This window comes from Paraburkholderia atlantica (assembly GCF_009362785.1).
In the GTDB taxonomy this organism is placed as follows: domain Bacteria; phylum Pseudomonadota; class Gammaproteobacteria; order Burkholderiales; family Burkholderiaceae; genus Paraburkholderia; species Paraburkholderia atlantica.
The window spans coordinates 85,420-106,401 of sequence record NZ_WHNQ01000010.1 but is presented as its reverse complement, the minus strand read 5'-3'; the positions used below and the strand labels follow the sequence as shown (position 1 = coordinate 106,401).

Genomic DNA, 20,982 nt, shown 5'->3' with positions numbered 1-20,982 from the left:
CGAAGGATAAGGGGAGCACGATGTACAACGCTCAGGGAAAGATTTCTCAGGCCGACGTTCTGACGAAGTACGCACCGCTCGTGCGTCGACTCGGCTTGCAGCTCGTCGCGAAAATGCCGGCGAGCGTCGATCTCGACGACCTGATCCAGGCCGGCATGATCGGCCTGCTGGACGCTGCCGGCCGCTACAAGGAAGACCAGGGCGCGCAGTTCGAGACCTATGCCAGCCAGCGGATTCGCGGCGCGATGCTCGACGAGCTGCGCAGCAACGACTGGCTGCCGCGCAGCTTGCGCCGCACCTCGCGCGAAGTGGAAACTGCGGTGCACAAGGTGGAGCAGAACCTCGGCCGCTCGGCGAGCGAGGCGGAGGTCGCCGAGCACCTTCAAATGCCGCTCGACGAATATCAGTCGATGCTGCAGGACCTGCACGGCAGCCAGCTGATCTACTACGAAGACTTCGACCGCTCCGCCGACGACGAACCTTTTCTGGACCGCTACTGCGTCGATCATTCCGATCCGCTGTCGGCGCTGCTCGACGACAGCTTGCGCTCCGCGCTGATCGAAGCGATCGACCGCTTGCCGGAACGCGAGAAGCTGCTGATGTCGCTGTACTACGAGCGCGGCATGAATCTGCGCGAGATCGGCGCGGTGATGGAAGTCAGTGAATCGCGCGTGTGCCAGTTGCACAGTCAGGCGGTGGCACGCCTGCGCGCCCGGCTGCGCGAAATGGCCTGGGCGAACGCAGAAACGAACTGACTCCACCGCGGGGCGGCGCGCCGCTTTTCAAGCGTTGCCGGCCAGACGCGGCAGCGCGCCGATGGGGATGCGCGCCTGCGCCGCCTTGCGTTGCTCAAGCGTCCGCCATCTCATGCTCGGCGGCGAGCGCGAGAAACGCCGAGCGCGACATGCCGCGCGCCTGTGCGTACGCGTCGATCTCCTGCACCAGCACCTCGGGCAGCGAGATATTGATGCGGACGGCCTTCTTCAACGCCGGAATATTGCGCGTTGTCACGAAACCCCATGTGAACCCCTCGAACTCGGGATTGCGCCGATGCTCGCCGAGCGTGAGCGGCTCGGGCAGCGGCAACCCTTCGTCGAGCAAGGTTTCGAGATGCGATTCGATCGCCTCTTTCGCGTTCACATACGCTTGTTCGAGCGTGTCGCCCGCGGAGTAGCAGCCCGGGATATCGGGCACCACGACGCCGAACGCGTGCGTGTTGTCCCCGGGTTCGATGGCGATCGGAAAGATCAGATGCTTCATTTGAGCCCCGCCTGTTTCAGAATGCTGTTCAGGGTGCCGGCCGGCAGATCTTTTTTCGGGTGGGGAACGGTGACGAGCCCCCGTTTTCCCGCGTGCCTGAAATGATGGTGACTGCCCGCTATGCGGACGAGCTGCCAGCCATTTGCTTGAATCAGTTTCACGACCTCGGCACTGTTCATACATCATACCCTCCATTATACACACCTCTACACAAACCAACTGGCAAACAAGTTTTTGCCTGTCGATGTACGGCCGCGACGAAGCCGCGGCATTGGCGAAAGCTCGAACGAAGTCACCATTTCAACGTGCTGAGGTGTATTAGCGCCAGCTAGCCGAATGGCTAACGCGGCGCGCGTAGCGCAGGGACGTGGATGAAAAAGCGGTGGCGAAAAACGAAGAGGCCCGTCATTGACGGGCCTCTTCATTCATTTCGGATATTGCTCAATTGCAGGCCGGGCAGGCGGGCCGATCAAAGTCCCGAATAAGCCGGAACGCGTCCATCCGGCCCATACAGATTCGTCTTGCGCGGCACGTTGACTTGCAGCGCCTTTAGCGCGCGCTGGTTGTAGTCCATCCGCACGCGGATCAGCTCGCCGTTGTTGGTGTTGACGCGCCGCGCGCGATCCGCGGCTTTCTGCAGCAGCGTCCATTGCGTCGCGATGCGCGCGTCCGTGCTCGCCGCTAGCTCCATGCCGGACCAGCCGGTCGGAAAGCCGAGTTCGGTCAGCTGCGCGTCGCGCGCGGCTTCGAGCCTCGCGAGCACGCCGATCAGCTCGGTTTTCTTCTCGACGATCGCGGGCAACTGCTCCATGGGGGAGACCGTCGTCAGTGCTTTGGTTTCGAGAGTGAGGATCGAGGCGAAGGCCTCGACGGTCGAATATTCTTCGATCAGGGTAGCAACCAGGGCGTCTTTCATGTCAACAACTCGCTACGCACACCGGCTCGCGAACGATGCGCGAACCGCGTTGGTCGAACGCCGCCCGGCAGATCACCGCGCGGCGAAATGCCGATCAGTTGCCGGTCGACGAGGTCTTGTTCTGCAACAGATCGCGCGCCGTCTGCAGTACGCCGTCGGCGATCTTGCCGGAGTCGATCTGCAACGTGCCGTCCTTGATCGCCTGCTTGATCGACTCGACGTGCGCGGTGTCGATGTCGGCCGCGCCGGAGGCCGCGAGGCTGCGCAGATGCTGCGACAGACCCGACAGGCTCACGCTCGCGTCGCCCGACGAACTGCTCGCGGCCGGCGCGGCCGTGCCCGCCGCGCCCTGCGTTGCGCTGGTTGCCGGCGTGGCTTCGCCGCTCTGCTGCGAACGGGACAAAGCGTCTTTCAACGACGGCAGATTCGAAGAGGTGGTGGGATCGACTTTCACGATTGGCTTCCCTAACGATTTGATCCTGATAACGGCAACTGCTGATCAAAACTTTAGCGCAATCGCGCGACACCCGGCCCGCAAGCAGGCGGCCATCTGCCCATTTCAATACCCGGCTGTCTACCGTCGCCACCGCATCGCCGACGGCTGCCGTCTGTCCGCTCACATCTGGATCTCGACCGTGCCGCCGTCCTTGACGATGCCGGAGATGATCTGACCGTTCGGGGTCTTCACGCGCACCTGCTGGCCCGGCGACGCGTTGTTCATCGCGCTGCCCTCGGACGAAATCGAGAAACCGTCGCCGGCCGCGACGACCCGCACGGTCTGGCCGAACACGACCGCCGACGCGTTCTTCAGCATGTCACGGCGCAGCGGCATGCCGCCCGAGATCCGTACCAGCGACACCGAACCGACCGCCTGCGACGGGTCGGTGACGATCGCCTGCGGCAGGCCGGTCAGATCGCCCTCGCGCGCGACGAGGTCGGCGGCCGTGAGCACTTCGCCCGGCGCCATCGCGCGGGCGGCGAGGTAGTAGGTCGCATGCAGCGAGATGCGCGCCTGCAGATAAATGGTCCACGGCCGCTCGCCCGCACAGCGCACGCCGACCGTCAGCCGACCCCACAAGCGCCCGCCGCTCGGCATGAACGGTTCGAGCGACGTGCACGCGGCGAGGCCGCGCGGAAACGCGGAGGCGACCGTGATGTCGGCCTTGCCGGGCAGGCCGGCGGCCTGCTGTTTCAGGAACGCAAGCGCGGCTGCATGGATCGCTTCCGGGTCCTGCTGGCCGGGCAGCGGCGCGGCTTGGGCCGGCGTCGCGGCCGCAGCGGTCTGCGGCGTTCTTTGTGCGATGGCGGTGGTGGCGGCTGGTTGGCGCGCGCCCGGCGACGTCGCGGGTACTCTCGCGCTCGCGGGACGGGCCGGCTGCGCGGCAGCGGCCGCGACCGGCTTGCCATTGGCGCCGAACTCGGGCGGCTCGCCGCGTGCCGCGAGACTGTCGAAGCCATCGCCTTGCGGCGGATTCGCGGCAACCGCGCGCGAATTCGCGACGCTGGCGGCCGGGCCCGCTTCGACATTGACGCGCGCGACGCCCGATGCTCCCGTGCTGGCCGCCGGCGGAATCGTCACGACGCCGTTGGCGTCCGGTTTGAAGTTGGTGCGGATGATTGCCGGCGCGGCAGATGCGGGCTCGCCCGCGCCCGGAACGACGATCGCGCCGCTTGCGCTCGCCGCACGGCTGAACGTATCGGTGTCGCGCGACGCGGGTGCGCGGCCGAGCGACTGCGCGGTCGCCGCCGCCAGCGACGCCGCCGACGCGCTGCGCTGCGCCGGCGTCTGAATCCGTTGCGCGAGATCGTTCAGCGCGGCGGGATTTTTCTCGGCGGGCCCCGCAATCACGATCGGGCCAGCCGCATCCTGCGCCTTGGTCGTCGCCGGCAGCAACACGATGCCGCCCGCAACCCATACGGCGACGTTGACGACCACCCGCGTCAGGCAACGCGCAACGCATCGCGAGATAGAGCGCGGCAGCGGCTGCGCGAGCGCGCCTTCCGGACCATCGACCCGCTCATCGGCCCCGCGGCCACCGACGCGACCCATCGTCGTGCCGCTCGCACGCTGCGGCAAGGTGTTGGTGGGCTGGTCCATCGCGGGTCTCCATCGAATGCATCGGTACGCCTTGCATTCTAGTGAGCACCCCTTTCGCGCAAACGTTGAATAGAAGCCCCCTTTCCCGGTTATTCGTCCGATTGCCGCTTGCGCCCGGCCCATAAGATGCATCACATGCAAAAAGGCCTTCGCCCCCACCGCGTGTCTTTCACGATGCGCACACGGGACGGCCTTGGAAACGTTCTCGGGAGATTCCGATGCTGGACAAACTCGATGCCGAATTCGCGTTCGGCCGGCAGGCGATGGATGTACGCGCATACCGGCAGGAACTGTTGTCGTCGAATATCGCGAACGCCGATACGCCCGGCTATAAGGCGCGCGATATCGACTTTGCGTCGTCGCTCGCCGGCGCGCTGAAGAAAACGGGCGGCAGCACCGCCGGACGGGGTGCATCGAACAACTCGACGCTCGCGATGGCGCAGCCCGCCGGCGTGACGAGCGGCATGTCGATGAACACGACCGAGACTGGCCACATGAGCGGCAAGGCCAGGCTGACCGCGACGGGCGGCAGCCCCGACGACTACGGCAACCTGCAATACCGCATGCCTCTGCAGCCGGCGCTCGACGGCAACACGGTCGACGTCGACGTCGAGCGCGTGCAGTTTGCCGACAACACGGTGCACTTCCAGTCGGGTATGACGGTCGTGTCGAACCAGATCAAGACGATGCTGTCGGCGATCACGTCGGGCTCGTCGTAAGCCGGGCACGAGTACGCCGCACGAGCAGCGCGCATAGCGGCTGAACACAGGCAGCATGCACGCACGAACAGAAACGCTACGGGACTTAACGTGAAGCCGGTGCGAACCGGCAGGAGAGGTCAGGAAACATGCCATCCCTGATGAATATTTTTGGTGTCGCGGGTTCCGCGATGTCGGCGCAGTCGGAGCGGCTCAACGTGACGGCGTCGAACCTCGCCAACGCGGACAGTACGACGGGCCCCGACGGTCAGCCGTACAAGGCCAAGCAGGTCATATTCGCGGTGAATCCGATCGGCGGCGCGCGCACGCGCTCCGGCCAGCAGGTCGGCGGCGTGCGGGTGACCGGCGTGGTCGACGATCCGTCGCCGATGAAGACCGCGTACGACCCCGGCAATCCGGCCGCCGACGCGAACGGCTACGTGACGCTGCCCAACGTCGACCCGGTGCAGGAGATGGTCAACATGATCTCGGCCTCGCGTTCGTACCAGGCCAACGTCGAAACGCTGAATACGGCCAAAACCCTGATGCTGAAAACGCTCACGATCGGAACCTGAGGAGAGAGCCTTGACCACCAACACCACGATCGGCAGCAACGGCACGACCGTTTCGCAGACGCTGCTCGACACGATGAACGGCACGGGCAGCAGCTCGACGAGCGGCACCTCGGGCACTTCGGCCGCGGACCTGCAGAACACCTTCCTGCAACTGCTCGTCGCGCAGTTGAAGAACCAGGACCCAACCAATCCGATGGACAGCTCGCAGATGACCTCGCAGCTTGCCCAGATCAGCACGGTGCAGGGCATCAGCAACCTCAATACGTCGTTGACCTCGCTATCGACGCAGCTGTCGGCCAGCCAGCAGGCGCAGTCCGCGCTGCTGATCGGCTCGACCGTGCTCGCACCGGGCAACTCGGTCACCGTGTCGAGCGGCAAGGCGAACGCGTTCGGCGTCACGCTCGCGAATGCCGTCAGCGACCTGCAGATCGTCGTGAAGAACTCGGCCGGCACGATCGTCAACACGCTCGATCTCGGCAAGCAGTCGGCCGGCACGATTCCGGTCGGCTGGACACCGACCGACACGTCCGGCAACGCGCTGCCCGACGGCACCTACACGATTACCGCGACCGGCACGATCAACGGCCAGCAGGCGACGGCCACCACGCTCACCAGCGCGACGGTCCAAGGCATCGTCCAGCAGAGCAGCGGAACACCGGGCCTCGTGCTGTCGAACGGCTCGACGATCGGCCTGACCAGCGTCGCCGCGATCCTGTAGTCCGGACCGATCCAGTTACGACTTTCCAGATACGGAGTACGTCATGAGTTATCAAACAGGTTTGAGCGGTCTGTCGGCGTCGTCGAGCGATCTCGACGTGATCGGCAACAACATCGCCAACGCCAACACCGTCGGTTTCAAGAGCGGCACCGCGCAATTCGCCGACATGTACGCCAATTCGGTCGCGACCGCGACTAGCCAGCAAATCGGCATCGGTACGAAACTCTCCGAAGTGCAGCAGCAGTTCTCGCAAGGCACCATCACGACGACCAATCAGGCGCTGAACGTCGCGATCAACGGCAACGGCTTCTATCAGCTGTCGGACAACGGCACGCTGGTCTATTCGCGCAACGGCGTGTTCCAGCTCGACAAGAACGGCTTCATCACGAACGCGCAGGGCTTGCAGCTGATGGGTTATGCGGCCAGTAGCGCGGGCATCATCAACACCGCGCAGACCGTGCCACTGACCGTGCCGACCGCCAACATCGCGCCGAAGTCGACCACCTCGATCACCGCAGGCCTGAACCTGAACGCGCAGGACGACATCATGCTCGGCGCGCCGACCGTGACGGCCGGCGCCACGAACACCGGTTCGGCGAAAACGACCGGCGCGACGATCACCGACGCGAGCGCGGGCACCAACACCGACCAGTACACGATCAATTTCACGAGCCCGACCACCTACACGGTCACGGACAACACGCTCGGCACGACCAGCGCGTCGCAGCCCTACACGGACGGCACCGCGATCACGCTCGGCAACGGCGAGAGCATCACGTTCACCGGCACGCCGGCGACCGGCGACAGCTACTCGGTCACGCAGAACCCGACCACGTTCAGCCAGAACAGCTCGTCGACCTATAACTACTCGACGAGCACGACCGTCTACGACTCGCTGGGCGGCTCGCAGACCGTCAACATGTATTTCGCGAAGACGGGATCGGGCACGTGGAACGTGTACGCGGGCCCGTCGAACGGCACCGCTTCGCTGATCGGCACCGCGAACTTCAATTCGTCGGGCACGCTGGTCAGCACGACCGACGCGGCGACCGGCCTCGCGACCGCGACGCTCGGCGCGTTCACCATGTCGATCCCGAACACCGACGGTTCTAGCACGCCGCAGAACGTCACGCTGAACATGGCCGGCACCACGCAGTACGGCGGCAAGAACGGCGTGAACAGCCTGTCCACCGACGGCTATGCGGCAGGCCAGCTGACCAGCTTCACGGTCAGTGCGGACGGCACGCTGACCGGCAACTACTCGAACGGCCAGACCGCGGCGCTCGGCCAGATCGTGCTCGCGAACTTCGCGAACCAGAACGGCCTCGTCAACCTCGGCAACAACGAGTACGGCCAGACGTCGGCCTCCGGTGTCGCGCAGATCTCGACGCCGGGCTCGACCAATCACGGCGTGCTGCAAGGCGGCGCGGTCGAGAACTCGAACGTCGACCTGACGAGCGAGCTGGTCAACCTGATCACCGCGCAACGCAACTATCAGGCGAACGCGCAGACGATCAAGACCCAGCAGGCCGTCGACCAGACCCTGATCAACCTGTAAGCCAACGGGACCTCTTCATGGATCGGCTGATCTACACCGCGATGTCGGGCAGCGCGCAAGCGCTCGAACAGCAGGCGATCGTCGCGAACAACCTCGCGAACGCATCGACCACGGGCTTTCGCGCGCAGCTCGAAACCTACCGCGCCGTGCCGATGTCGTTCGGCGACGGCAGCACGATCAACGACAACACGACCCGCACCTTCGTGCTGTCGTCGACACCGGGCGCCGACTTCACGCCGGGGCCGATCCAGCAGACAGGCAATCCGCTCGACGTCGCGATTCAGGGGGCCGGCTGGCTGTCGGTGCAGACCGCCGACGGCAACGAGGCGTACACGCGCGCGGGCAATCTGCATATCGACGAAAACGGCCAGCTCGTGAACGCGACCAATCAGGTCGTGCTCGGCAACGGCGGGCCGGTATCGGTGCCGCCGGGCGCGCAGATCACGATCGGCAAGGACGGCACGGTGACGGCATTGACGCCGGGCGATCCGCCCACCGCGGTCGTCACCATCGATCAGCTGAAGCTCGTCAATCCCGATCCGCAGTCGATCACGCGCGGCGATGACGGTCTGTTTCGCACCGCCGACGGCAACCCCGCCGACGCCGATCCGACCGTGACGCTCGCGCCGGCGTCGCTCGAAGGCAGCAACGTGAATCCGGTCAGCGCTATGGTCTCGATGATCACCAACGCGCGCCAGTTCCAGATGCAGACGCAGTTGCTGCAAAACGCCGACAAGAACGATCAGTCCGCCAACCAGATTCTCAGCTTCAGCTAACGGATTGCCACGGGGCGCCTTACGAGGCGCGCTCCGCGACTTTTGGAGAACCATAAGTGAACCGCTCACTGTATATCGCCGCTACCGGCATGAATGCGCAACAGGCGCAGATGGACGTGATCTCGAACAACCTCGCGAACGTCAGCACCAACGGCTTCAAGGGCTCGCGCGCGGTGTTCGAGGACCTGCTGTACCAGACCATCCGCCAGCCGGGTGCGAACTCGACGCAGCAAACCGAACTGCCGTCCGGCATTCAGCTCGGCACCGGCGTGCAACAGGTCGCGACCGAGCGTCTGTACACGCAGGGCAACCTGCAGCAGACCGGCAACTCGAAGGACGTCGCGATCAACGGCGCGGGCTTCTTCCAGGTGCAGATGCCCGACGGCCAGACTGCCTACACGCGCGACGGCTCGTTCCAGACCAACGCGCAGGGTCAGCTCGTCACGTCGAGCGGCTATCAGGTGATTCCGGCGATCACGATTCCCGCCAACGCGACCTCGCTGACCATCGGCAGCGACGGCTCCGTGTCGATCACCGTGGCCGGCTCGAGCAACACGCAGCAGCTCGGCACGATGCAGCTCGCGACCTTCATCAACCCGGCCGGCCTCGACTCGAAGGGCGAGAACCTGTTCGCGGAGACCGCGTCGTCGGGTGCGCCGAACGTGGCGCAACCGGGTCTGAACGGCGCCGGCACGCTCAACCAGGGTTACGTGGAAGCGTCGAACGTGAACGTCGTGCAGGAGCTGGTGAACATGATCCAGACGCAGCGCGCGTACGAAATCAACAGCAAGGCCGTGACGACCTCCGACCAGATGCTGCAGACCTTGAGCCAGATGCCGGTTTGAGGACTGGAAATTTAAGGCGGTAAACGATGATGTCGCATTCCACTCGCACTCCGGTTCATTCGCGCACGGCCGAGGCGCTCGTGCAGCTCACGCTGCTCGCCGCGCTCGGCGGCTGCGCGCTCGTGCCGAAGCAACCGATCACGCAACAGCCGATGACCGCGCTGCCGCCGGTGCCGCCGCAGGCGCAGGCGCCGGGCTCGATCTACAACCCGGGCTACGCGGGCCGTCCGCTATTCGAAGATCAGCGGCCGCGCAACGTGGGCGACATCATCACGATCGTGATCGCCGAGAACATCAACGCAACGAAAAACTCGGGCGCGAATGCGAGTCGCAATGGCAGCACGAACTTGAGCGTGCCGACCGCTGGCTTTCTCAGCGGACTGTTCGCCAAGACCAACCTGAGCGCAGCCGGCGCCAACGGTTTTGCCGGTACTGGCGGCGCGAACGCGTCGAACACGTTCAACGGCACGATCACCGTGACCGTGACCGGCGTGCAGGCCAACGGCAACCTGATCGTGAGCGGTGAGAAACAGATGCTGATCAATCAGGGCAACGAGTTCGTGCGCTTTTCGGGTGTCGTCAATCCCAACACGATTTCGAGCCTGAATGCCGTGTACTCGACCCAGGTCGCCGACGCGAAAATCGAATACTCCGCGAAGGGCTACATCAACGAAGCGGAGACCATGGGCTGGCTGCAGCGGTTCTTCCTCAACGTGGCGCCGTGGTGATCATGGGTACTGTTTTCGACACGCTGTCGCGCGCGGGCCGCGCAATGATGTTCGTCGCGCTCGCCTGCGCGGCGCTGCCGGCCGCGACGCCAGCGCATGCCGAGCGTCTGAAGGACCTCGCGCAGATCCAGGGCGTGCGCGACAACCCGCTGATCGGCTACGGCCTCGTGGTCGGCCTCGACGGCACCGGCGACCAGACCACGCAGACGCCCTTCACGACGCAGACGCTCGCGAACATGCTCGCGAACCTCGGCATCTCGATCAACAACCAGGCTGCGGGTTCGAGCAACTCGCAGTCGTCGCTGTCGAACATCCAGCTGAAGAACGTCGCCGCCGTGATGGTGACCGCGGTGCTGCCGCCGTTCGCGCGGCCGGGCGAAGCGATCGACATCACCGTGTCGTCGCTCGGCAATGCCAAGAGCCTGCGCGGCGGCACGCTGCTGCTCACGCCGCTCAAGGGCGCCGACGGCCAGGTGTATGCGCTCGGCCAGGGCAACGTCGCCGTGGGCGGCGCGGGCGCGAGCGCGAACGGCAGCAAGGTGCAGGTCAACCAGCTGGCCGCGGGGCGCGTCACCGGCGGCGCGATCGTCGAGCGCGCGGTGCCGACCGCGGTATCGCAGGCGGGCATGATGCAGCTCGACCTGAACGACATGGACTACGACACCACGCAGCGCGTCGTGGCGGCGATCGACAACGCGTTCGGCAGCGGCACCGCGACCGCGCTCGACGGCCGCACGATCCAGCTGCGCGCGCCGGCCGATCCGCAGCAGCAGGTCTCGTTCATGGCGCAATTGCAGAACCTCGAAGTGCGCCCTGGGCAGGCGGCCGCGAAGGTGATCCTGAACGCGCGCACCGGCTCGATCGTGATGAACCAGATGGTCACGCTGCAGAGCTGCGCGGTCGCGCACGGCAATCTGTCGGTCGTGATCAATACGCAGCCGGTGGTGAGCCAGCCGGGCGCGTTCTCGAACGGCCGCACCGTGGTCGCGCAGCAGTCGCAGATCCAGATGAAGCAGGACAACGGCGCGCTGAAACTCGTGAATGCCGGAGCAAACCTCGCCGAGGTGGTGAAGGCGCTCAACGCGCTCGGCGCGACGCCCGCGGATCTGATGTCGATCCTGCAAGCCATGAAAGCAGCCGGTGCTTTGCGCGCCGACCTTGAAATCATCTAAGGAGCACGCGAGATGAATTCCGATCCGACCAATGGCGTCAACTCCGCCAGCGACCTGACCAGCCGGTTCGCGCTCGACGTCCAGGGCTTCGGCGCACTGAGCGCGCAGGCGAAGGCCTCGCCGCAAGCCGGCATGAAGATGGCCGCGCAGCAGTTCGACGCCGTGTTCACGCAGATGATGTTGAAGAGCATGCGCGATGCGACGCCGCAGGACAGTCCGTTCGATTCGCACGACACGGCGACCTTCACGTCGATGATGGACCAGCAGATGGCGCAGCAACTGTCGAAGCGAGGCATCGGCGTCGCCGACGCGATGCTCAAGCAGTTGATGCGCAACCAGGGCATGCAGGTGAGTGGCGCGAACGGCGCGGGCGGGGCGGGTGGTCTCGCCGGCATGGCCAACGCGCTCGGCGGCGGCATCGGCGGCGGCGACGAAGGCCAGAGCGCCGCGCTCAACGCGCTCGCGCGCGCCTACGGCAACGCCCAGGCCAATGGCCAGCTCGCGCTGGGTCGCGGCTACTCGGCCAATAGCGCGCTGACACCGCCGACGCGCGGCGACGGCAGCTCGCCGAAGGTCGATGCGTTCGTCGACAAGCTCGCCGCGCCGGCGCAGGCCGCAAGCGCGGCGACCGGCATTCCGGCACGCTTCATCATCGGTCAGGCCGCGCTCGAATCGGGCTGGGGCAAGAGCGAGATCAAGAAAGCCGACGGCTCGACGAGCCACAACGTGTTCGGCATCAAGGCCGGCAATGACTGGACCGGCAAGACCGTGTCGACGGTCACGACCGAATACGTGAACGGCAAGCCGCATCGCACGGTCGAGAAATTCCGCGCGTACGACTCGTACGAGGAAGCGATGACCGATTACGCGAGCCTGTTGAAGAACAATCCGCGTTACGCGCAGGTGATCAATTCGTCGCGCGACGTGAACGGTTTTGCGAACGGCATGCAGCGCGCCGGTTATGCGACCGACCCGCATTACGCGAAAAAGCTGCTGTCGATCATGCAGAAAATGGGCTGATTAAAAATCGTGCAGACGATGGAGCATTAAAGCGGCTTTGCAAGTATCGGTAAGTCCGGCACAAAAAGCGGCGGCAGAAAAACCGACGCCGGTAAGAAGCTCCGCATCATCCCGCGCGTGCAAAATCGCGGGAAATGGGGCGGATACGCTTTTAACGTTTGCGCGAAATTTTCCGGCGAATATTTAAATTGAGCCCCTAAATTTTGGCTCGATGCTGCCGCTAACGAGTTAGACCCGATACCGGAACAGCGCAGCAAGGTCCGGTCGAACGCGTGTGTTGCGGCTTTGCATGAAGACCCTCAGAGTCGATGGCTAGGCCCTGGCACGTGCCCGCAAGAACATGCTTACCGGCAAGCCCATGGATATGAACCAGTCGAACGGCCTGACTGACACGAACGGTCAGCCGCACGTCCCGCAAAACGAGAGCCCTTCCGATTTCGGCCGCCGCAATCCGCTGGAAATCGGCGTGCAGCTGCGCAATATCGTCAATCGCGGCGATTTCCTCACGGTCGAATATGCAGGCGGGCAGCTCGTCACGCGCCTGCTCGACGTCGACGTGCGCGAGCGCACCTTCACCTTCGATTGGGGCGCGCTCGCCGAGCAGAACAAGGGGCTGCTCAGCGCCCCGCGTTGCCAGTTCCACGCGTCGCCCGACGGTGTGCGCGTCGAGTTCACGACGCCGACGCCGCGCGAGACGCGCTTCGAGGGAATGCCGGCGTTCGAGGCCGACTTCCCCGAGGTGCTGTTCTACGTGCAGCGCCGCGAGTACTTCCGCGTCGCCGCGCCGATTCTCGACCCGTTCATGTGTACGGGCCGCCTGCCCGACGGCGACACGTTCCGCTTCGAGGTGCACGACCTGTCGCTCGGGGGCGTCGGCATGCGCACGACCGACCTGCGCGTCGCCGAGCTGCCGATGGGCGCGCGCCTGATGGACTGCGAGCTCACGCTCGGCGCGCTCGGCCGTCTGTCGCTCGATCTGCAGCTCGTGTCGCATCGCTCGCTCGCGATGCCGAACGGCACGCAGCGCTATCAGCTCGGCTTCCGTTTCCTGTCGCTGCCGGGCAGCGCGGAAAACACGCTGCAGCGGCTGATCACGCAGCTCGAAATGAAGCGCCGCTCGCTGGCGCGCTGAGCGGCGAGCCAACGCGCGGCAGGCGTGCGCAAAACGCGCGGCCGCCGCGCGAATGTTTTTGGCCGGCGAAGCAAACGTTGCACACGCAGTGGAAGCAATAGCGCGGAACCCATCGCGGCGCGCGCAAACGAGGTGGAATGGCCCTCAATTTTTCGCACGACGGGCCGTTAAAGAGGATGTTCCACTAACACGGTGGCATGTCTGCGATGCCGCCCTTCAGGATGACGCATGTCCAGCAATCTGTTGAATATCGGCCTTAGCGGACTCAACGCGGCCCAATGGGGTTTGACGACGACTGGTGAGAACATCAGCAACGCGTCGACACCCGGCTATACGATGGAAACTCCGGTGTTTTCGGAGGTGGGCGGCAACTATACGGGCTCGGGCTACCTGCCGATGGGCGTGTCCACCGACACCGTCACGCGCGCGTATAGCCAGTACCTGACGACCGAGCTCAACACCGCGCAGTCGTGGAGCAGCTCGCTCGGCACGTACAACACGATGATCAGCCAGCTCAACAACCTCGTCGGCAGTCCGACTGGGGGGATTGCGAGCGCGATCAGCGGTTACTTCACGGGGCTGCAGAACGTCGCCAACGACGCGTCGAGCGTGTCGACGCGGCAGACCGCGATCAGCGCCGCGCAGACGCTCGCGAACCAGATCAACGCGGCGGGCCAGCAATACGACCAGCTGCGCGCGAGCGTCAACACGCAGCTGAGCGACGCGGTCACGCAGATCAACACCTTCACGGCGCAGATCGCGTCGCTGAATACGCAGATCACGCAGGCGAGCAGCCAGGGCCAACCGCCGAACCAGCTGCTCGACCAACGCGACCTGGCGGTGTCGAACCTGTCGCAACTGATCGGCGTGTCGGTCGTGCAGGACAACGGCAGCTATAGCCTGTTCATGTCGAACGGGCAGCCGCTCGTGCTGGCCGGCAACAGCTTCAACCTCGGCACGGCGACTTCGTCGGGCGATCCGACCGAGCTGTCGGTCCAGTATCTCGGCCAGGCCGGCGGGAAGCCGACCCCGACCCCGCAGACGCTGTCCGACACGAGCGTGTCCGGCGGCACGCTGGGCGGCCTGCTGCAATTCCGCTCGCAAACGCTCGATCCGGCCGAGGCGCAACTCGGTGCGATCGCGACCAGCTTCGCCGCGCAGGTCAATGCGCAGAACGAACTCGGTTTGACGCTGAACGGCACCGCTGGCGGCGCACTGTTCACCGTCGGCTCGCCGACCGTGTACGCGAACTCGCAGAACAGCGGCACCGCGACGCTCGGCGTCTCGTTCGCCAACGCGAGCCAGCCGACCACAGGCGACTACACGCTGTCGTACAACGGCAGCGCCTACACGCTGACCGACAACCAGACGGGCAGCATCGTCGGCTCGGCGGCGGACCTGACCAACCCGATCGGCGGCCTGCAGTTCTCGGTCGCGAGCGGCACGATGAACGCCGGCGACTCGTTCACGGTCGAGCCGACCCGCGGCGCGCTGAACGGCTTCGCGCTGACCACCACGGCGGCCTCGGCGATCGCGGCCGCGGCGCCGGTGCTCGCGTCGGCGTCGACGTCGAACACCGGCAGCGCGACGATCACGCAGGGTACGGTATCGACCGGCTATAGCGCGCCGACCAGCACGTCGACGATCACCTACAAAGCGGGCACCGGCCTCACCGGTTTCCCGATCGGCTCGGTGGTGACGGTCGCCGGCTCGCCGTCCACGTCGTACACGATCAACACGGCGGCGGACGCGGTGCCGTACTCGCCGAATTCGGGCGCAACGCTGACGATCACCAACCCGACCAACTCGACGAGCGCGGGCGTGATGAACAACGTGACGGTCACGATCAGCGGCACGCCCGCCGACGGCGACTCGTTCACGATCGGACCGAATACCGGCGCGACCAATGACGGCCGCAACGCGCAACTGTTGTCGAACCTGACGAAGGCACAGGTGCTCGCGGGCGGCACCGCGACGCTGACGAACGCGTACGCGAGCTACGTCAACAACATCGGCAACCAGGCCACGCAGATCCAGGCGATGGCGACGACGCAAACCTCGCTCGTTACGCAGATCACGTCGGCGCAGCAGTCGGTGTCGGGCGTCAATATCAATGAAGAAGCGGCTAACCTGCTTCAATACCAGCAGCTCTATCAGGCCAACAGCAAGGTCATCCAGACGGCGCAGACGCTGTTCCAGACTTTGCTTGGCATCTTCTCGTAAGGCGTTGAACCATGCGAATTTCTTCCCAGCAGTACTTCAGCATGAACGTCGCGAACATGAGCAATCAGCAGGCTCAGTTGTCGCAGATCTATCAGGAAATCTCGAGCGGCCAGAGCCTGACCACGCCCGCCGACAATCCGCTCGGCGCCGCCCAGGCCGTGCAGCTCAGTTCGACGGCGGCGGCACTGTCGCAGTACACGACGAACCAGACAGCGGCGCTCACGTCGTTGCAAGCCGAGGACTCGACGCTGTCCACCGTCATCACGACGTTGCAAAGCGCGAACACGCTGGGCCTGCGCGCCGGCAACGGCGCACTGAACGACGCCGACCGCACGGCGATCGCCGCGCAGCTGACCACGCTGCGCGACCAGCTCCTCACCTACGCGAATGCGACTGACGGCTCCGGCAATGCGTTGTTCGCCGGCTTCCAGAATTCGACCCAGGCCTTCACGACCGATGCGGCCGGCAACGTCACCTATACGGGCGACACCGGCTCGCGCACGGTGCAGGTCACCGATAGCAACGCGGTCGCGACGGGTGACAATGGACTGGCGGTGTTCATGAGCGTCGGCGCGACCAACGCGCAGCCGATCGCCGCGGGCAATTCGGCCAATACCGGCAGCGGCGTGATCGGCGGGGTGTCGATCAAAGATCCGACCAACGCGGGGAATGCGGACGCCTACCAGATCCAGTTCAGCGGCAGCGGCAGTTCGCTCACCTACACGATTACCGACACGACGACCGGCGTCGCCGGTACGCCGCAAGCGTACACGTCCGGCTCGGACATCACGATCGCCGGTCAGACCGTCCAGATCTCGGGCACGCCGGCCGCCAATGACACCTTCACGGTACAGCCGGCCAACAAGGCGGGCACCAATGTGTTCGCGAACCTGAACGCGATGATCACGGCGCTCCAGCAGCCGGTGAGCGGCAACCCCGCGGCCGCGGCGACGCTGCAGAACGCGTTGAACACAGGCCTGTCGCAGCTCGGCAACACGCTGGACAACATCACCGCGGTGCAGGCTTCAGTGGGCGGCCGCGAGCAGGAAGTCAAGGCGCTGCAAACGGTCACGCAAACCAACTCGCTGCAAACGCAGAGCAACCTCGCGGACCTGACGCAGACCGACATGGTCTCGACGATCAGCAAGTACACGCTGCAGCAGGCGGCCTTGCAGGCTTCGCAGCAAGCGTTCGTGCAGATCCAGAACATGTCGCTGTTCCAGTACATCAATAGCTGATGCCGCTTCGGCGGCGCAATAAAAAACCGGCGCGATGAACTCGAGCCGGTTTTTTTTATGCCCGCGATTTTCCGGGTTATTTCAGCGCCGCCGCGACCCGTCCCATCTCATCGATACCGCTATCGAACAGCCGCACGAAGAACGGGATCATGTTCGGCAGCATCAGTTGCACGAGCAGCAGACCGACCAGCATCGTCAGCGGAAAGCCGATCTGGAATACGCCGATCTGCGGCGCCGCGCGATTGAGAATGCCGAGCGCGAGGTTGGCGATCAGCAGCGCGACGACCACCGGCAACGACAGCAGCAGCCCCGCCGAAAAGATCGAGCTGCCCCAGTTCGCCAGCGTCTGCCAGCCGTGCGGCGCGAGCAGGTTGGCCGACACCGGCACCGACTGGAACGTCGTCACGAGCGCGGCGATCATCTGCAGATGACCGTCGACAGCGAGAAACGCCAGCATCGCGATCGTCGTCATATAGCGCGAGATCACGACGCCCGAGCCGGTCGCCTGCTGGTCGAAGAAGGTCGCGAAGCCGAGACCCATGCCGAGGCCGATGAAGTAGCCCGTCGCGTCGATCGCCTGGAACACGATCTGCATCGTCACGCCGAGCGCGATGCCGATCAGGAACTGGTTGGCGAGAATCCACACGCCGTCCGCCGAAAACACGGTGACCTGCGGCAGCGCGCCGATCGTCGGCGCGACGATGATCGTCGTGAACGCGGCAAGGCCGATCTTCACGCGCGAGGGCAGCGACGTGTTGCCCAGCACCGGTGCGGTCGCGATCAGCGCGGCGATGCGCGCGAACGGCCACAGGAACGCGGTCAGCCAGACGTTCAGTTGCGCGTAGGTGACCGTGAACATGGAGCGGGGAGGGCGGACGTGCGAGCAGCGCTCAGTTGACGAGCGTCGGAATGCTGGTGAGCGTCTGGCGCAGATAGTCGAGCATCGTGGTCAGCATCCACGGCCCGGCGATCACCAGCGTGGCCGCGATCGCGAGCAGCTTCGGGATGAACGACAACGTGCTCTCGTTGATCTGCGTGGCCGCCTGAAACAGGCTCACGACCAGACCGACGACGAGCGCGACGAGCAGCAGCGGGGCGGCCATCATGAGGCCGATGTACATGGCGTGGTGGGCCAGCGTCATGACTGCTTCGGGTGTCATCGTGCGTACCTGAAGAACGAGGAGTCGAAAATAATCAGACGAAGCTCTGCGCGAGCGAGCCGAGCAGCAACTGCCAGCCGTCGACGAGCACGAACAGCATCAGCTTGAACGGCAGCGAAATCGTCGCCGGCGACACCATCATCATACCCATCGACATCAGCACGCTGGCGACCACCATGTCGATGATCAGGAACGGAATGAAAATCGTGAAGCCGATCGTGAAGCCGGTTTTCAACTCGCTCGTCACGAACGACGGCACCAGCAGCGACAGCGGCACGTCTTCGGGCCCCTGCATCGGCGCCGCGTGCGAAATGCGCGCGAACAGAGCGAGGTCGCTTTCCCGGGTCTGACGCAGCATGAAGGTCTTGAACGGCGCGACGCCGCGCGACACCGCCTGGTCCATCGGCAGCGTGCCTTCGGAAAACGGCTTGTAGCCTTCGTTATAGGCTTTATCGAGCACCGGCGACATCACGAAAAACGTCAGAAATAGCGCAAGACCGACGAGCACCTGGTTCGGCGGCGTCGTAGTCGTGCCGAGCGCCTGGCGCAGCAGCGACAACACGATCACGATGCGCGTGAAGCTCGTCATCATCAGCACCATCGCGGGCAGGAACGACAGCATCGTGAGCAGCAGCATCGTCTGCACGCTCAGCGAGTAGGTCGTGCCGCCGTTCGGGCCGGGGCTCGTCGTGAAGGCCGGCAGGCCGGCGGTTTGCGCGAACGACAGCGTCGGCAGCGCGACCAGCAGTGCCGGCAGCGCGAGTCGAAGCGCTGTGGGGAGCGAACGCGCCGCACGGCGCATTGGCGTGAAGAACCAACCTGACTGCCTGAAACTGACCTGCATTACCGATCCCCGCCGCGGTGCGCGTTGAAACGTTTGCCCACTTCGCCCTTCATGGCGTCGCGAAAGCGTTGACCAAAGGTGCCGGAAAGCGGTGCGGGCGAAGCGGCAACCGTATCGGCTGCGACGGAACCCGCCGGCATCGTATGCAGCAGCCGCACGTTGCCGGGCGCAGCGCCGAGCACGAGCCACGTATCGCCGATCTCGACGACCGCGACGCGCTCCTTGCCGCCGAGCGAAGCGCCGCCGACCGTCTTCACGAGGCCGCCGCGCTGGCCTGGTTGCAGGCCGAAGCGTCGCGCGAGCCATGCGCAGCCGAACACGAGGCCGATCACGACCGCGAGCCCGACGAAGGTTTGCAGCACCGCGCCGACGCCGAGCGCCGGCACCGCGCTACCCGCGCCGACACCCGAGGCGATCTTCGCGGCGTTGTTGACCGCGTTCATGTCGGCGGCGTGCGCGACGCTGAACGCGATGAGCGGCGCGAGCAACACGCCGCGACCTGCCAAACGTTTCATCGATTGAGTTTCCGGATGCGTTCGGACGGCGTGATGATGTCGGTCAGCCGGATACCGAACTTGTCGTTGACGACCACCACTTCGCCCTGAGCGATCAGACAGCCGTTGACGAGCACGTCCATCGGCTCGCCGGCCATACCGTCGAGTTCGACCACCGAGCCCTGCGCGAGCTGCAGCAGATTGCGGATCGCGATTTTGGTGCGGCCGAGCTCGACCGTCATCTGGACGGGGATGTCCAGGATCATGTCGATATCGTTGTGCGTCGCGGTCGGCTCGACCTTCGACAGCGGCTGGAACACACCGGCCGCGGCCGGGTTGACCTCGGCGTTGCCGTTCTGCTCGGCGAGCGCGCTGGCCCAGTCGTCCATCGCCGCGTCGTCTTCCGCGGCGGACAGCGCGCCGGCGGCGAGTTGCTCGGCTGCCTCGAGATCGCTCTCGGGCTTTGCGTTCAGGTCACTCATATCCACCTTCCTTCATCGTGTCGGCTGCGCTGATCATCTTCTGGACCCGCAACGCGTACTGACCATTGAAAATTCCGTAGCCGCATTCCATCACCGGCACGCCGTCGACTTTCGCGGTGATGTGCTCGGGGATGTTGATCGGCAGAACATCGCCTTTGCGCATGTTCAGGATCTGTTCGAACGTGACCGGCACCTGCGCGAGGTCGGCGGTCAGCTGCACTTCGGCAGCCTGCACCTGCTGCGACAGCACGCGCACCCAGCGGCGGTCGACGTCCATCGCTTCGCCCTGGATCGGCGACGACAGTACGTCGCGGATCGGCTCGATCATCGAGTAGGGCATGCAGATGTGCAGCGTGCCGCCCGTCGAGCCGAACTCGATCGAAAACTGCGTGACGATGACGATTTCGTTCGGCGTCGCGACGTTGGCGAACTGCGTGTGCATTTCCGAGCGCACGTATTCGAACTGCAGCGGGCGCACGCTCTTCCACGACGCGGTGTAGTGCTCGAACGTCAGATTGAGCAGCTTCGTGATGATGCGCTGCTCGGTCTGCGTGAAATCGCGTCCTTCGACGCGCGTGTGGAAACGCCCGTCGCCGCCGAACAGGTTATCGACCACGAAGAACACGAGGTTCGGATCGAACACGAACAGCGACGTGCCGCGCAGCGGCTTCACGTGCACCAGGTTCAGGTTGGTCGGGATCGGCAGATTGCGCGTGAATTCGCTGTACTTCTGCACCTTCACCGGGCCGACGGAGATTTCCGCCGAGCGCCGCATGAAGTTGAAAATGCCGACGCGCAACAGGCGCGCGAAGCGGTCGTTGATGATTTCGAGGCCCGGCATCCGGCCACGGACGATACGTTCCTGCGTCGCGATGTTGTACGGGCGTACGCCCGTACGATCGTTTTGCTCGGATTCCGTGTCGGATTCGCCGGTGACGCCCTTCAGAAGGGCATCGACCTCCTCCTGGGACATGAACTCTTCATGGCTCATTGCTTATTCCTCGTGCGTCCCTTGGCGATTGATGATGGCAGCGCTAGACAAGGC

At 64.9% G+C, this 20,982-nt stretch carries 24 protein-coding genes; 13 read left to right on the top strand and 11 right to left on the bottom strand.

Features of this window, described 5'->3' with window-relative positions; translation table 11 throughout:
- Positions 1-20: 20 nt before the first annotated feature.
- Complete coding sequence (locus GCT19_RS16860; RefSeq protein WP_013090888.1) at positions 21-755, top strand: RNA polymerase sigma factor FliA; 735 nt, start codon at positions 21-23, stop codon at positions 753-755.
- Between the two features lie 94 nt (positions 756-849).
- Here GCT19_RS16860 and GCT19_RS16855 read toward each other — a convergent pair whose 3' ends face one another.
- The 5 genes from GCT19_RS16855 to flgA all read right to left on the bottom strand — a co-directional run bounded on the left by GCT19_RS16855 (position 850) and on the right by flgA (position 4,274).
- A complete protein-coding gene (locus GCT19_RS16855; protein WP_013090887.1) occupies positions 850-1,260 on the bottom strand; it encodes a type II toxin-antitoxin system HicB family antitoxin in 411 nt (136 codons plus the stop codon).
- Positions 1,257-1,439 carry a type II toxin-antitoxin system HicA family toxin gene (locus GCT19_RS16850; protein WP_013090886.1) on the bottom strand — a complete coding sequence of 61 codons (183 nt, stop codon included), beginning with the start codon at positions 1,437-1,439 and terminating at the stop codon, positions 1,257-1,259. The genes GCT19_RS16855 and GCT19_RS16850 overlap by 4 nt, the downstream gene beginning before the upstream one ends.
- A gap of 290 nt (positions 1,440-1,729) precedes the next feature.
- Positions 1,730-2,176 (bottom strand): flagella synthesis protein FlgN, encoded by a 447-nt coding sequence (locus GCT19_RS16845; protein WP_013090885.1) that lies wholly within the window; start codon positions 2,174-2,176, stop codon positions 1,730-1,732.
- Positions 2,177-2,270: 94 nt separating this feature from the next.
- Entirely contained in the window at positions 2,271-2,630 is a 360-nt protein-coding gene (gene flgM / locus GCT19_RS16840; RefSeq protein ID WP_321576816.1) for a flagellar biosynthesis anti-sigma factor FlgM, read from the bottom strand.
- A 162-nt stretch (positions 2,631-2,792) separates the two neighbouring features.
- Positions 2,793-4,274 carry a flagellar basal body P-ring formation chaperone FlgA gene (gene flgA / locus GCT19_RS16835; RefSeq protein WP_152852570.1) on the bottom strand — a complete coding sequence of 494 codons (1,482 nt, stop codon included), beginning with the start codon at positions 4,272-4,274 and terminating at the stop codon, positions 2,793-2,795.
- Between the two features lie 218 nt (positions 4,275-4,492).
- On the opposite strand from flgA, the gene flgB reads away from it, so the two are divergent.
- The 12 genes from flgB to flgL all read left to right on the top strand — a co-directional run bounded on the left by flgB (position 4,493) and on the right by flgL (position 16,957).
- Positions 4,493-4,993, top strand: a complete 501-nt coding sequence (flgB, locus tag GCT19_RS16830) for a flagellar basal body rod protein FlgB (RefSeq protein WP_018432510.1) — start codon at positions 4,493-4,495, stop codon at positions 4,991-4,993.
- Positions 4,994-5,121: 128 nt separating this feature from the next.
- Entirely contained in the window at positions 5,122-5,547 is a 426-nt protein-coding gene (gene flgC, locus GCT19_RS16825; protein ID WP_013090881.1) for a flagellar basal body rod protein FlgC, read from the top strand.
- A gap of 10 nt (positions 5,548-5,557) precedes the next feature.
- Complete coding sequence (locus GCT19_RS16820; RefSeq protein WP_018432512.1) at positions 5,558-6,265, top strand: flagellar hook assembly protein FlgD; 708 nt, start codon at positions 5,558-5,560, stop codon at positions 6,263-6,265.
- Positions 6,266-6,308: 43 nt separating this feature from the next.
- A complete protein-coding gene (locus GCT19_RS16815) occupies positions 6,309-7,823 on the top strand; it encodes a flagellar hook protein FlgE (protein WP_152852569.1) in 1,515 nt (504 codons plus the stop codon).
- Positions 7,824-7,840: 17 nt separating this feature from the next.
- On the top strand, positions 7,841-8,599 hold the full coding sequence (gene flgF, locus GCT19_RS16810) for a flagellar basal-body rod protein FlgF (RefSeq protein ID WP_013090878.1): 759 nt from the start codon (positions 7,841-7,843) through the stop codon (positions 8,597-8,599).
- Positions 8,600-8,655: 56 nt separating this feature from the next.
- Complete coding sequence (flgG, locus tag GCT19_RS16805; protein ID WP_013090877.1) at positions 8,656-9,444, top strand: flagellar basal-body rod protein FlgG; 789 nt, start codon at positions 8,656-8,658, stop codon at positions 9,442-9,444.
- A gap of 29 nt (positions 9,445-9,473) precedes the next feature.
- Positions 9,474-10,172: a flagellar basal body L-ring protein FlgH gene (gene flgH, locus GCT19_RS16800; protein WP_026228107.1), complete on the top strand. Its 699-nt coding sequence runs from the start codon at positions 9,474-9,476 to the stop codon at positions 10,170-10,172.
- A 2-nt stretch (positions 10,173-10,174) separates the two neighbouring features.
- Positions 10,175-11,344 (top strand): flagellar basal body P-ring protein FlgI, encoded by a 1,170-nt coding sequence (locus GCT19_RS16795; protein WP_152852568.1) that lies wholly within the window; start codon positions 10,175-10,177, stop codon positions 11,342-11,344.
- Between the two features lie 12 nt (positions 11,345-11,356).
- The gene (gene flgJ / locus GCT19_RS16790) at positions 11,357-12,364 is read left to right on the top strand and encodes a flagellar assembly peptidoglycan hydrolase FlgJ (RefSeq protein ID WP_152852567.1); all 1,008 of its coding nucleotides are present in this window, start codon (positions 11,357-11,359) and stop codon (positions 12,362-12,364) included.
- A gap of 358 nt (positions 12,365-12,722) precedes the next feature.
- Entirely contained in the window at positions 12,723-13,496 is a 774-nt protein-coding gene (locus GCT19_RS16785; RefSeq protein ID WP_184249444.1) for a flagellar brake protein, read from the top strand.
- Between the two features lie 228 nt (positions 13,497-13,724).
- Positions 13,725-15,719 (top strand): flagellar hook-associated protein FlgK, encoded by a 1,995-nt coding sequence (gene flgK, locus GCT19_RS16780; RefSeq protein WP_152852565.1) that lies wholly within the window; start codon positions 13,725-13,727, stop codon positions 15,717-15,719.
- 11 nt (positions 15,720-15,730) lie between these two features.
- On the top strand, positions 15,731-16,957 hold the full coding sequence (flgL, locus tag GCT19_RS16775) for a flagellar hook-associated protein FlgL (RefSeq protein ID WP_152852564.1): 1,227 nt from the start codon (positions 15,731-15,733) through the stop codon (positions 16,955-16,957).
- Between the two features lie 76 nt (positions 16,958-17,033).
- Here the strand turns inward: flgL and fliR are convergent, their stop codons facing one another.
- The 6 genes from fliR to fliM are packed head-to-tail and all read right to left on the bottom strand — an operon-like array spanning position 17,034 to position 20,928.
- Positions 17,034-17,816 (bottom strand): flagellar biosynthetic protein FliR, encoded by a 783-nt coding sequence (fliR, locus tag GCT19_RS16770; RefSeq protein WP_013090870.1) that lies wholly within the window; start codon positions 17,814-17,816, stop codon positions 17,034-17,036.
- Positions 17,817-17,847: 31 nt separating this feature from the next.
- The gene (fliQ, locus tag GCT19_RS16765; RefSeq protein ID WP_013090869.1) at positions 17,848-18,117 is read right to left on the bottom strand and encodes a flagellar biosynthesis protein FliQ; all 270 of its coding nucleotides are present in this window, start codon (positions 18,115-18,117) and stop codon (positions 17,848-17,850) included.
- Positions 18,118-18,151: 34 nt separating this feature from the next.
- Entirely contained in the window at positions 18,152-18,919 is a 768-nt protein-coding gene (gene fliP, locus GCT19_RS16760) for a flagellar type III secretion system pore protein FliP (protein ID WP_018432522.1), read from the bottom strand.
- Between the two features lie 41 nt (positions 18,920-18,960).
- Complete coding sequence (gene fliO, locus GCT19_RS16755; protein WP_152852563.1) at positions 18,961-19,476, bottom strand: flagellar biosynthetic protein FliO; 516 nt, start codon at positions 19,474-19,476, stop codon at positions 18,961-18,963.
- A complete protein-coding gene (gene fliN, locus GCT19_RS16750) occupies positions 19,473-19,937 on the bottom strand; it encodes a flagellar motor switch protein FliN (RefSeq protein ID WP_013090866.1) in 465 nt (154 codons plus the stop codon). Before fliN ends, fliO begins: the two co-directional genes overlap by 4 nt.
- Positions 19,930-20,928: a flagellar motor switch protein FliM gene (gene fliM / locus GCT19_RS16745; RefSeq protein WP_013090865.1), complete on the bottom strand. Its 999-nt coding sequence runs from the start codon at positions 20,926-20,928 to the stop codon at positions 19,930-19,932. Before fliM ends, fliN begins: the two co-directional genes overlap by 8 nt.
- Positions 20,929-20,982 lie beyond the last annotated feature (54 nt).

What these genes read in the sequence shown, in the direction of transcription:
- flgJ (WP_152852567.1), top strand. Translation starts at nt 11,357, where the DNA reads ATGAATTCCGATCCGACCAATGGCGTCAACTCCGCCAGCGACCTGACC.
- flgB (WP_018432510.1), top strand. Translation starts at nt 4,493, where the DNA reads ATGCTGGACAAACTCGATGCCGAATTCGCGTTCGGCCGGCAGGCGATG.
- GCT19_RS16855 (WP_013090887.1), bottom strand. Translation starts at nt 1,260, where the DNA reads ATGAAGCATCTGATCTTTCCGATCGCCATCGAACCCGGGGACAACACG.
- fliQ (WP_013090869.1), bottom strand. Translation starts at nt 18,117, where the DNA reads ATGACACCCGAAGCAGTCATGACGCTGGCCCACCACGCCATGTACATC.
- GCT19_RS16795 (WP_152852568.1), top strand. Translation starts at nt 10,175, where the DNA reads ATGGGTACTGTTTTCGACACGCTGTCGCGCGCGGGCCGCGCAATGATG.
- fliP (WP_018432522.1), bottom strand. Translation starts at nt 18,919, where the DNA reads ATGCGCCGTGCGGCGCGTTCGCTCCCCACAGCGCTTCGACTCGCGCTG.
- flgK (WP_152852565.1), top strand. Translation starts at nt 13,725, where the DNA reads ATGTCCAGCAATCTGTTGAATATCGGCCTTAGCGGACTCAACGCGGCC.
- fliR (WP_013090870.1), bottom strand. Translation starts at nt 17,816, where the DNA reads ATGTTCACGGTCACCTACGCGCAACTGAACGTCTGGCTGACCGCGTTC.
- flgF (WP_013090878.1), top strand. Translation starts at nt 7,841, where the DNA reads ATGGATCGGCTGATCTACACCGCGATGTCGGGCAGCGCGCAAGCGCTC.
- fliN (WP_013090866.1), bottom strand. Translation starts at nt 19,937, where the DNA reads ATGAGTGACCTGAACGCAAAGCCCGAGAGCGATCTCGAGGCAGCCGAG.
- GCT19_RS16850 (WP_013090886.1), bottom strand. Translation starts at nt 1,439, where the DNA reads ATGAACAGTGCCGAGGTCGTGAAACTGATTCAAGCAAATGGCTGGCAG.
- flgL (WP_152852564.1), top strand. Translation starts at nt 15,731, where the DNA reads ATGCGAATTTCTTCCCAGCAGTACTTCAGCATGAACGTCGCGAACATG.
- fliO (WP_152852563.1), bottom strand. Translation starts at nt 19,476, where the DNA reads ATGAAACGTTTGGCAGGTCGCGGCGTGTTGCTCGCGCCGCTCATCGCG.
- GCT19_RS16860 (WP_013090888.1), top strand. Translation starts at nt 21, where the DNA reads ATGTACAACGCTCAGGGAAAGATTTCTCAGGCCGACGTTCTGACGAAG.
- flgA (WP_152852570.1), bottom strand. Translation starts at nt 4,274, where the DNA reads ATGGACCAGCCCACCAACACCTTGCCGCAGCGTGCGAGCGGCACGACG.
- GCT19_RS16785 (WP_184249444.1), top strand. Translation starts at nt 12,723, where the DNA reads ATGGATATGAACCAGTCGAACGGCCTGACTGACACGAACGGTCAGCCG.
- flgC (WP_013090881.1), top strand. Translation starts at nt 5,122, where the DNA reads ATGCCATCCCTGATGAATATTTTTGGTGTCGCGGGTTCCGCGATGTCG.
- flgH (WP_026228107.1), top strand. Translation starts at nt 9,474, where the DNA reads ATGTCGCATTCCACTCGCACTCCGGTTCATTCGCGCACGGCCGAGGCG.
- fliM (WP_013090865.1), bottom strand. Translation starts at nt 20,928, where the DNA reads ATGAGCCATGAAGAGTTCATGTCCCAGGAGGAGGTCGATGCCCTTCTG.
- GCT19_RS16815 (WP_152852569.1), top strand. Translation starts at nt 6,309, where the DNA reads ATGAGTTATCAAACAGGTTTGAGCGGTCTGTCGGCGTCGTCGAGCGAT.
- GCT19_RS16845 (WP_013090885.1), bottom strand. Translation starts at nt 2,176, where the DNA reads ATGAAAGACGCCCTGGTTGCTACCCTGATCGAAGAATATTCGACCGTC.